Origin of the sequence: Edwardsiella sp. A.80236, assembly GCF_044540725.1 — a bacterium.
Taxonomy (GTDB): domain Bacteria; phylum Pseudomonadota; class Gammaproteobacteria; order Enterobacterales; family Enterobacteriaceae; genus Edwardsiella; species Edwardsiella tarda.
Genome location: NZ_JBIUCY010000010.1, coordinates 136,278 through 143,836, shown reverse-complemented (window position 1 = coordinate 143,836; position 7,559 = coordinate 136,278). Strand labels below are relative to the sequence as shown.

Genomic DNA, 7,559 nt, shown 5'->3' with positions numbered 1-7,559 from the left:
TTGGAGCGGGAAACGAGACTCGAACTCGCGACCCCAACCTTGGCAAGGTTGTGCTCTACCAACTGAGCTATTCCCGCGTCGCGTAACCGAACGGCCTGCATCTGAAAAACTTCACAATTCCGTCTCGGTACGGGGAGCGCATTATACGGAGATTTTTATCTCCCGCAAGCCCCCCAAGACGAAAAAGTCAGATAAATTGACTGACTGCCGATAAAAGCGCCGCAGCGTACACATTATCGGCAAATAGGCTTACAGGCGAATAAAATTACTACGGTAATAGGCCAACTCGGCTACCGACTCGCGGATATCATCCAATGCCTGGTGGGTATTCTGTTTGTGGAAACCCGCCAGAATCTCCGGCTTCCAACGCCGCGCCAGCTCTTTCAGGGTACTGACATCCAGATAACGGTAATGGAAGTAGCGTTCCAGTTCGGGCATATAGCGGAACAGGAAGCGGCGATCCTGGCCGACACTGTTGCCACAGATCGGTGAAACACCCGCCGGCACCCATTGGCGCAGGAATTCCAGCGTCGCTTGCTCGGCGGCGGCCGCATCGTAGCGGCTCTCCTTCACCCGCTGCACCAAGCCGCTAGCGGTATGGGTGCGTACGTTCCACTCATCCATCAGTGCTAGCTGGGCGTCGTCTTGATGCACCGCGATCACCGGCCCCTCGGCTAACACGTTTAATTCGGCATCGGTCACCAGTGTGGCGATCTCGATGATCCGGTCGCGCTCGGGATCCAATCCGGTCATCTCCAGATCGATCCAAATCAGACGTGTTTCGCTTGCACTCATAGTTCCCCCGGCAAATAGTATGAATTAGTGCGGCGTGTCTACGACGATCGTTATGATGCTCAATTGCGAGACACAGCCCAGCGTGTATCATAGACACTTTCCGCGCTGTGGGCGATCGCCACAGTGCCGCAGCCAAGAGAGTGAGGCGCAGTTGAGTAAAAAAAGACTATCGCACGGCCAGCAACGGCGGATGCACGCCAACCACCAGCGTCGTCTACAACAGACGGAGCCTAGCGTGGAGCTGGACGATACCCTGTTCGGTGACACCCAGGAGGGGGTAGTCGTCAGCCGTTTCGGCAAACATGCCGACGTTGAGGCCGCAGATGGCACTCAGCAGCGCTGTAACATCCGCCGTACCCTACCGTCGCTGGTCACCGGCGATCGGGTGGTCTGGCGTCCTGCCACGCAGGCGGGTAGCAAGGGCATCGTCGAGGCGGTGCATCCGCGTAGCTCGGTACTGACCCGGCCAGACTACTACGATGGCGTGAAGCCGATCGCCGCCAATATCGATCAGATCGTTATTGTTTCGGCAATCCTGCCGGAACTCTCGCTGAATATCATCGATCGTTACCTGGTCGCCTGCGAAACATTATCCGTCGAACCGCTGATCGTACTGAATAAAGTCGATCTGTTGGATGCCGAAGGGCGCGAGTTCGTCGACGAGGCCATGGCCATCTACCACAACATCGGTTACCGCGTGGTGCTGGTCTCCAGCCACAGCGGAGAGGGGATGGCACAGTTACAAGATCTGCTCACCCAGCGCATCAGCATCTTCGCCGGCCAGTCCGGGGTGGGGAAATCCAGTCTGCTCAACGCGCTGTTGCCAGCCTTGGAGAGCCAGATCGAGGTCGGCGCGGTCTCCGACAATTCGGGATTAGGCCAGCACACCACCACCGCAGCCCGGCTCTATCACTTCCCCCATGGGGGTGACGTGATCGACTCGCCGGGGGTCCGTGAGTTCGGCCTATGGCATCTGGATGCCGAGCAGATCACTCAAGGATTCATTGAGTTCCGCGACTACCTGGGTAGCTGTAAGTTCCGCGACTGCAAACACGACAACGATCCGGGTTGTGCGTTGCGCGAGGCCGTCGAGCGCGGCGAGATCGCCGAAACGCGTTTTGATAACTATCATCGTATTCTGGATAGCATGACGCAGGTTAAACTGCGCAAGAACTTTACCGGCGGCGGCCATTAACGCTGTCGGCGTTCCCCCAGCGTCCTAATCAGGGACGCGGGGCATAACACGGCGCTGCGCGAAGCGCTATGACTCCCTGTACGACCCGGCGGCACACCAGGCCGCCGGTAGACTATCTTGTTGGACAAAGAGGCTAACGTGCTCGATAGCATTAAAATCAAACTGCAATATTTACTGCCGAAACAGGCGCTGACCCGCTTGGCGGGTTGGGCCGCCGACAAACAGGGCGGCTGGCTGACGCAGAGCGTCATCAAGGGCTTTGCCCGTTACTACGGCATCAATATGCAGGAGGCGCTTTACCCCGATCCCGCGCACTATAAGACCTTCAACGACTTCTTCGTTCGCCCGCTACGCGACGGCGTGCGGCCAATTGCCGAGTTCGACGATGGCGTGGTGCTTCCCGCCGATGGCGCCATCAGCCAGTTAGGGCCGATCGAGGCGGGTCGTCTGCTGCAAGCCAAGGGGCACGATTATACCCTCGAAGCGCTCTTGGCGGGCCAGTACCAACTGGCACAGGAGTTTACCGGTGGCCAGTTCGTCACCACCTATCTCTCACCGCGCGACTATCATCGGGTGCATATGCCCTGTGATGGCCGTCTACGGGAGATGATCTATGTACCCGGCGATCTGTTCTCGGTGAATCCACTGACCGCCGCCAACGTCGCCAATCTGTTTGCCCGTAACGAGCGCCTGATCTGTATCTTCGATACCGCTGTCGGTCCCCTCGCCCAGATCCTGGTCGGTGCCACCATCGTCGGTAGCATCGAAACCGTCTGGAGCGGCTGCGTCAACCCGGAGCGGGCCGGCATCATCCGTCGCTGGACCTACCCGAGCGAGGGTGACGGTGTCATCACGTTGAAGAAAGGGCAAGAGATGGGCCGCTTCAAACTCGGTTCCACCGTGATCAACCTGTTTGCCGCCGGGCGTATCCAGTTCGACGCTGCCCTGAGTGCAGGGAGCATCACCCGGATGGGACGCGAGCTGGGCCATGTGCCCACGGCGACTCACGCCGCACAGCCCGCCACAGAGTAACCATCTCGGCGCGGCGTTAAACGCCGCGCCGCTCGTCATGCCATCGCGAGGGTCGACCATGCGCCTGATCCACCGTCTCCTCCTGACCGGGCTGCTGGCATTCTGCCTGCCGACACTCGCTCAGGCTACGCTCAACGAACGCCAACTCACCCTCGATCTGAAACAGGCCGAGGCCGCCAAAAACGCTCCCGCCCAAACCGAGACCGTCGAGGCGCTACAGAGTGCGCTGAGTTGGATCGACGAGGCGAAGGCCGCCAAACAACGTAGTCAACAGTACCGCAAGACCATCAGCGACTTCCCGCGCCTTACCCGCGAGCTACGCCAACAGTTGAGCGATGAAAGCAGTCCGCCGCCCACGATCCAGCCCCCTGCCGACGAGGCGGAGCAGCAGATCCTGCAAATCAGCAGTCAACTGCTGGAGGTGGCGCGCCAACTGCAACAGGAGCAAGATCGCGCACGCGACATCAGCGATTCCCTAGGGCAGGTAGTACAGCGCCAAGCCTCGGCGCGCAAGGCACTCAGCGAGGCCGAGCGCCGCCTACAGGAACTTACCGTCACTGAAACGGCCCTCTCTCAGGCGCAATCCGCCCAGCTCCAGGCCGAGGTGGCCGCGCGTAAGGCGCAGGTCGATGAGCTGGAGCTGGAACAATTGTCGGCCAGCAACCGGCAAGAGTTAGTACGCTTACAGAGTGAGGTGTTGAGCAGACGCCATGAGCGCCTCGACCTGCAGCTACAGGGGCTACGCAACAGCCTGAACAGCCAACGCCAACGCGAGGCGGAAGAGGCGTTGGAACGGACACGACGCCTGGTGGAGCAGAGCGATAACCTGCCGCAATCCATCATCATGCTGCTGACGCAAAACCAGACCCTGTCGCGCGATCTCAATCAACAGGCACAACATCTGGATGAGATCGCCACCCGCCAACGCGTCATCGCCGGGCAGACCCAGCAGGTGCGCCAGGCGCTAAACACCCTGCGCGAGCAGGCGCAATGGCTAAGCGTCTCCCCGGCGCTCGGTGAGACGCTACGCGACCGCCTGGCACGCCTGCCGGAGATGCCCAAACCGCAGCAACTCGACAGCGATATGGCTCGCCTCCGCGTACAGCGCCTGCACTACGAGAGCCAACTGGCCGACCTGACGCCGGCCGATCAGTATCGGCAGAACGACGGTGAGCCGCTCAGCACCGCCCAACAACGCCTGCTGACACCGCAGCTCACCATGCAGCGTGAGTTGCTGAATTCCCTGCTGTCGGGCTGCGATAGTCAGATCCTGGAGCTGACCAAGCTCAAGGTCGCCAATACTCAGTTGATCGATGCCCTGACGGCGGTACGCGAAGCCACCCATCGCTACCTCTTCTGGGCGGCGGACATCGATCCGGTTGGCTTCGGCTACCTGCTCACCACCCTACGCGATCTGGATCGTCTGCTATCGCTGGATACCCTGGCGCAGCTCAGCCAGGCGGCGCTGATGATGGTCAGCGACCGTAGCACGCTACTCCCACTATGCGGCGCCCTACTCCTGGTGGGCTTCAGCATCTACTCACGCCGTCACTACCGCGCCTTCATGGCCCGCGCCGCCGGGCGCGTCGGCAAGGTCAATCAGGATCATATCTCACTGACCCTACGCACCCTGTTATGGTCGATCTTGGTGGCGCTGCCACTGCCAATACTGTGGGCCGCACTCGGCTATGGACTACGTAATGCCTGGCCCTATCCGGTGGCTGTCGCCATCGGCGATGGCGTCAGCGCCGCGCTACCGGTGTTGTGGGCCTTCATGATTAGCGCCGCCTTCTCCCGCCCCGACGGCCTGTTTATCGTCCATTTCGGCTGGGGAGAGCGCCAGGTACGGCGGGCGATGCGCTACTATCGCATGTCTATCTGGATCATCGTGCCGCTGCTGATGGCCGTAGTCACCTTTAACAATCTGGCTGACCATAGCTTCAGCGCCACCCTGGGACGCGCCTGCTTTATCATGCTGTGTATCGCCCTACTGCTGCTGACCTCAAGCCTGTATCGCGCCGGGATCCCGCTCTACCTCAACCGCGCCGACTCGGGGGAGAATCTGCTGAACTACCTGCTATGGGGGGGCTTACTCTGCGCGCCGCTGGCGGCGATCTTCGCCGCTCTGCTCGGTTACCTCGGCACCGCCCAAGTATTGCTGGCACGCCTAGAGACCTCCGTCGCCATCTGGTTCGGTTTATTGATGATCTACTCGGTGATCCGGCGCTGGATGTTAATCCAACGCCGGCGCATCGCATTCGATCGCGCCAAGCAGCGGCGCGCCGAACGGCTCGAGAAACGGAGTCGTCACGAGGAGGATGGCCTGCATCCCGCCGCGATTGAAGGTAGCCAGGAGGCAGAAGAGAGCATGGTGGATCTGGATGCCATCAGCGATCAATCGCTGCGTCTGGTGCGTTCAATCCTGACGCTGGTCGCGCTGATCTCGCTGATCTGGCTCTGGTCAGAGTTACACTCTGCCTTCGCCTTCCTGGAGAATATCCGCCTGTGGGATGTGACCGCCAACGGTGTCGGCGGCGAAACGCTGCAGCCGATCACCCTGGGGGCCGTATTGATCGCCATCCTGGTGATCCTGGTGACCATCCAACTGGTGAAAAACCTACCCGCGTTGCTGGAGTTGGGACTCCTGCAACATCTGGATCTCACCCCGGGTACCGGCTACGCCATCACCACCATTACCAAGTACCTGCTGATGATCGTCGGTGGGCTGATCGGCTTCTCGCTGCTGGGTATCGAATGGTCGAAGCTACAGTGGCTGGTGGCCGCGCTGACCGTCGGTCTGGGCTTTGGTCTCGGAGAGATCTTCGGCAACTTTATCTCTGGCCTGATCATCCTGTTCGAAAAGCCGATCCGCATCGGCGATACGGTCACCATCCGCGATCTGACGGGCACCATCACTCGGATCAACACCCGGGCCACCACCATCTCCGACTGGGATCGCAAGGAGATCATCGTACCCAATAAGGCCTTCATCATGGAGCAGTTCATCAACTGGTCACTCAGCGATCCCATCACTCGCGTGGTGTTGACGGTGCCGGCCGAGGCCAGCGCCAACAGCCAGCAGGTGACAGAGTTACTGCTCCAGGCCGCCGGGCAGTGCTCGTTGGTACTCGATACTCCTCCGCCGGAGGCCTATCTGGTCGACATTCAGCAAGGGGTACAGATATTCGAGTTGCGCATCTATGCCTCGGAGATGGCGCACCGCATGCCGCTGCGCCATGAGTTGCATCAGCTGATCCTGGCCGCCTACCGCCAACACCAACTGGTACTGCCCTTCCCACCGATCCAGATCGGACGCGACTCGCTGCGCCCGGCGCGTAGCGCCTCATCACGCGCCTTCAACAGCGGCGGTTTATAGCGGCAATAAAAAACCCGCGCCTCGGCGCGGGTTGTGGGAGCTTACGTTAAACGTATCGAGGATTCAGGCGCGATCGACAGAGAATGCGATCACCTCGCTGAGACGCTCGGCCGATAGTGCCAGCATGATCAGACGATCCACCCCCAACGCCACCCCGGAGCTATCCGGCATGCCATGGGCCAACGCCGCCAGCAGATGTTCATCGAGCGGCTGTTGCGGCAAGCCCAACGCGGCGCGCTTGCGATTGTCCTGCTCGAAACGCAGACGTTGCTCGTCGGCATCGGTCAATTCGTGGAAGCCGTTAGCCAACTCCACACCACGGTAGTAAACCTCGAAACGCTCCGCGACCCGATGATCTTCGGTACTGATCTGCGCCAAGGAGGCCTGACTGGCCGGAAAGTGATAAACGAATGCCGGACGCTCTTTACCAATATGCGGCTCGACGCCGAAGGCGAACAGCAGCTGCAACAGCGTGTCGCGATCCTCTTCTTTATCGGCGACATTGCTTAAATCTAATTTGGCCGCCGCTTCGCGTAACTGCGTTTTATCCGCCGAAAGCGGGTCGACATCCAGATGGCGAATAAAGGCCTGTTGATAGGAGAGCGTCTCGGCGCTCTCGCACTCCAGTACCTGTTGCAATAAGTCATCGACCTCATTCATCAGGCGATACATATCATAGTGCGGGCGATACCACTCTAACATGGTAAATTCCGGGTTATGATAACGACCAGACTCTTCGTTGCGGAAGCTACGGCACAACTGATAAATCGGCCCACTACCGGCAGCCAGCAGGCGCTTCATATGGTATTCCGGGCTGGTCATCAGATACAGCGTCATTCCCTGCGCCACGCCGGGACCGACAAAGTGGGTCTGGAAGGGAACCAAGTGAACATCCGTGATCGTGGCCTGACTCATCGACGGGGTGTCGACCTCCAATACGCCGCGATCCGCGAAAAAGCGCCGGATGGTAGCCATGATACTGGCGCGTTTCAACAAATTGGCCACAGGTGCACTGGGTTGCCAGCTTGCCGTATCGCTCATGATGATAACTCCGAAATAAAACAGGATGGGCAGTCTACTCGCTTCTCGTCATAGATGACAGCGCTCGTAGCGGGAGGGCGCCGCCGATGCCTAGGTGACTAATAGATTATTGAGCGAACT

General features: G+C 59.8%; 5 protein-coding genes and 1 tRNA gene. 3 read left to right on the top strand and 3 right to left on the bottom strand.

Annotated elements, in window-relative coordinates; all coding sequences use genetic code 11:
• Nucleotide 1: 1 nt before the first annotated feature.
• Both ACEQFP_RS10460 and orn read right to left on the bottom strand, forming a co-directional pair.
• Nucleotides 2–77: transfer RNA gene (locus ACEQFP_RS10460), tRNA-Gly, on the bottom strand.
• Between the two features lie 172 nt (nt 78–249).
• On the bottom strand, nt 250–795 hold the full coding sequence (orn, locus tag ACEQFP_RS10455) for an oligoribonuclease (protein ID WP_035599391.1): 546 nt from the start codon (nt 793–795) through the stop codon (nt 250–252).
• 151 nt (nt 796–946) lie between these two features.
• Between orn and rsgA the strand changes: the two genes are divergently transcribed.
• The 3 genes from rsgA (at nt 947) to mscM (ending at nt 6,398) form a co-directional block, all read left to right on the top strand.
• Nucleotides 947–1,990 carry a small ribosomal subunit biogenesis GTPase RsgA gene (rsgA, locus tag ACEQFP_RS10450; RefSeq protein ID WP_370547012.1) on the top strand — a complete coding sequence of 348 codons (1,044 nt, stop codon included), beginning with the start codon at nt 947–949 and terminating at the stop codon, nt 1,988–1,990.
• A 138-nt stretch (nt 1,991–2,128) separates the two neighbouring features.
• Entirely contained in the window at nt 2,129–3,022 is an 894-nt protein-coding gene (asd, locus tag ACEQFP_RS10445) for an archaetidylserine decarboxylase (protein WP_047060555.1), read from the top strand.
• A 58-nt stretch (nt 3,023–3,080) separates the two neighbouring features.
• Entirely contained in the window at nt 3,081–6,398 is a 3,318-nt protein-coding gene (gene mscM / locus ACEQFP_RS10440; RefSeq protein WP_370547566.1) for a miniconductance mechanosensitive channel MscM, read from the top strand.
• Nucleotides 6,399–6,461: 63 nt separating this feature from the next.
• Here the strand turns inward: mscM and epmA are convergent, their stop codons facing one another.
• Nucleotides 6,462–7,439, bottom strand: a complete 978-nt coding sequence (gene epmA, locus ACEQFP_RS10435) for an elongation factor P--(R)-beta-lysine ligase (protein ID WP_370547013.1) — start codon at nt 7,437–7,439, stop codon at nt 6,462–6,464.
• Nucleotides 7,440–7,559 lie beyond the last annotated feature (120 nt).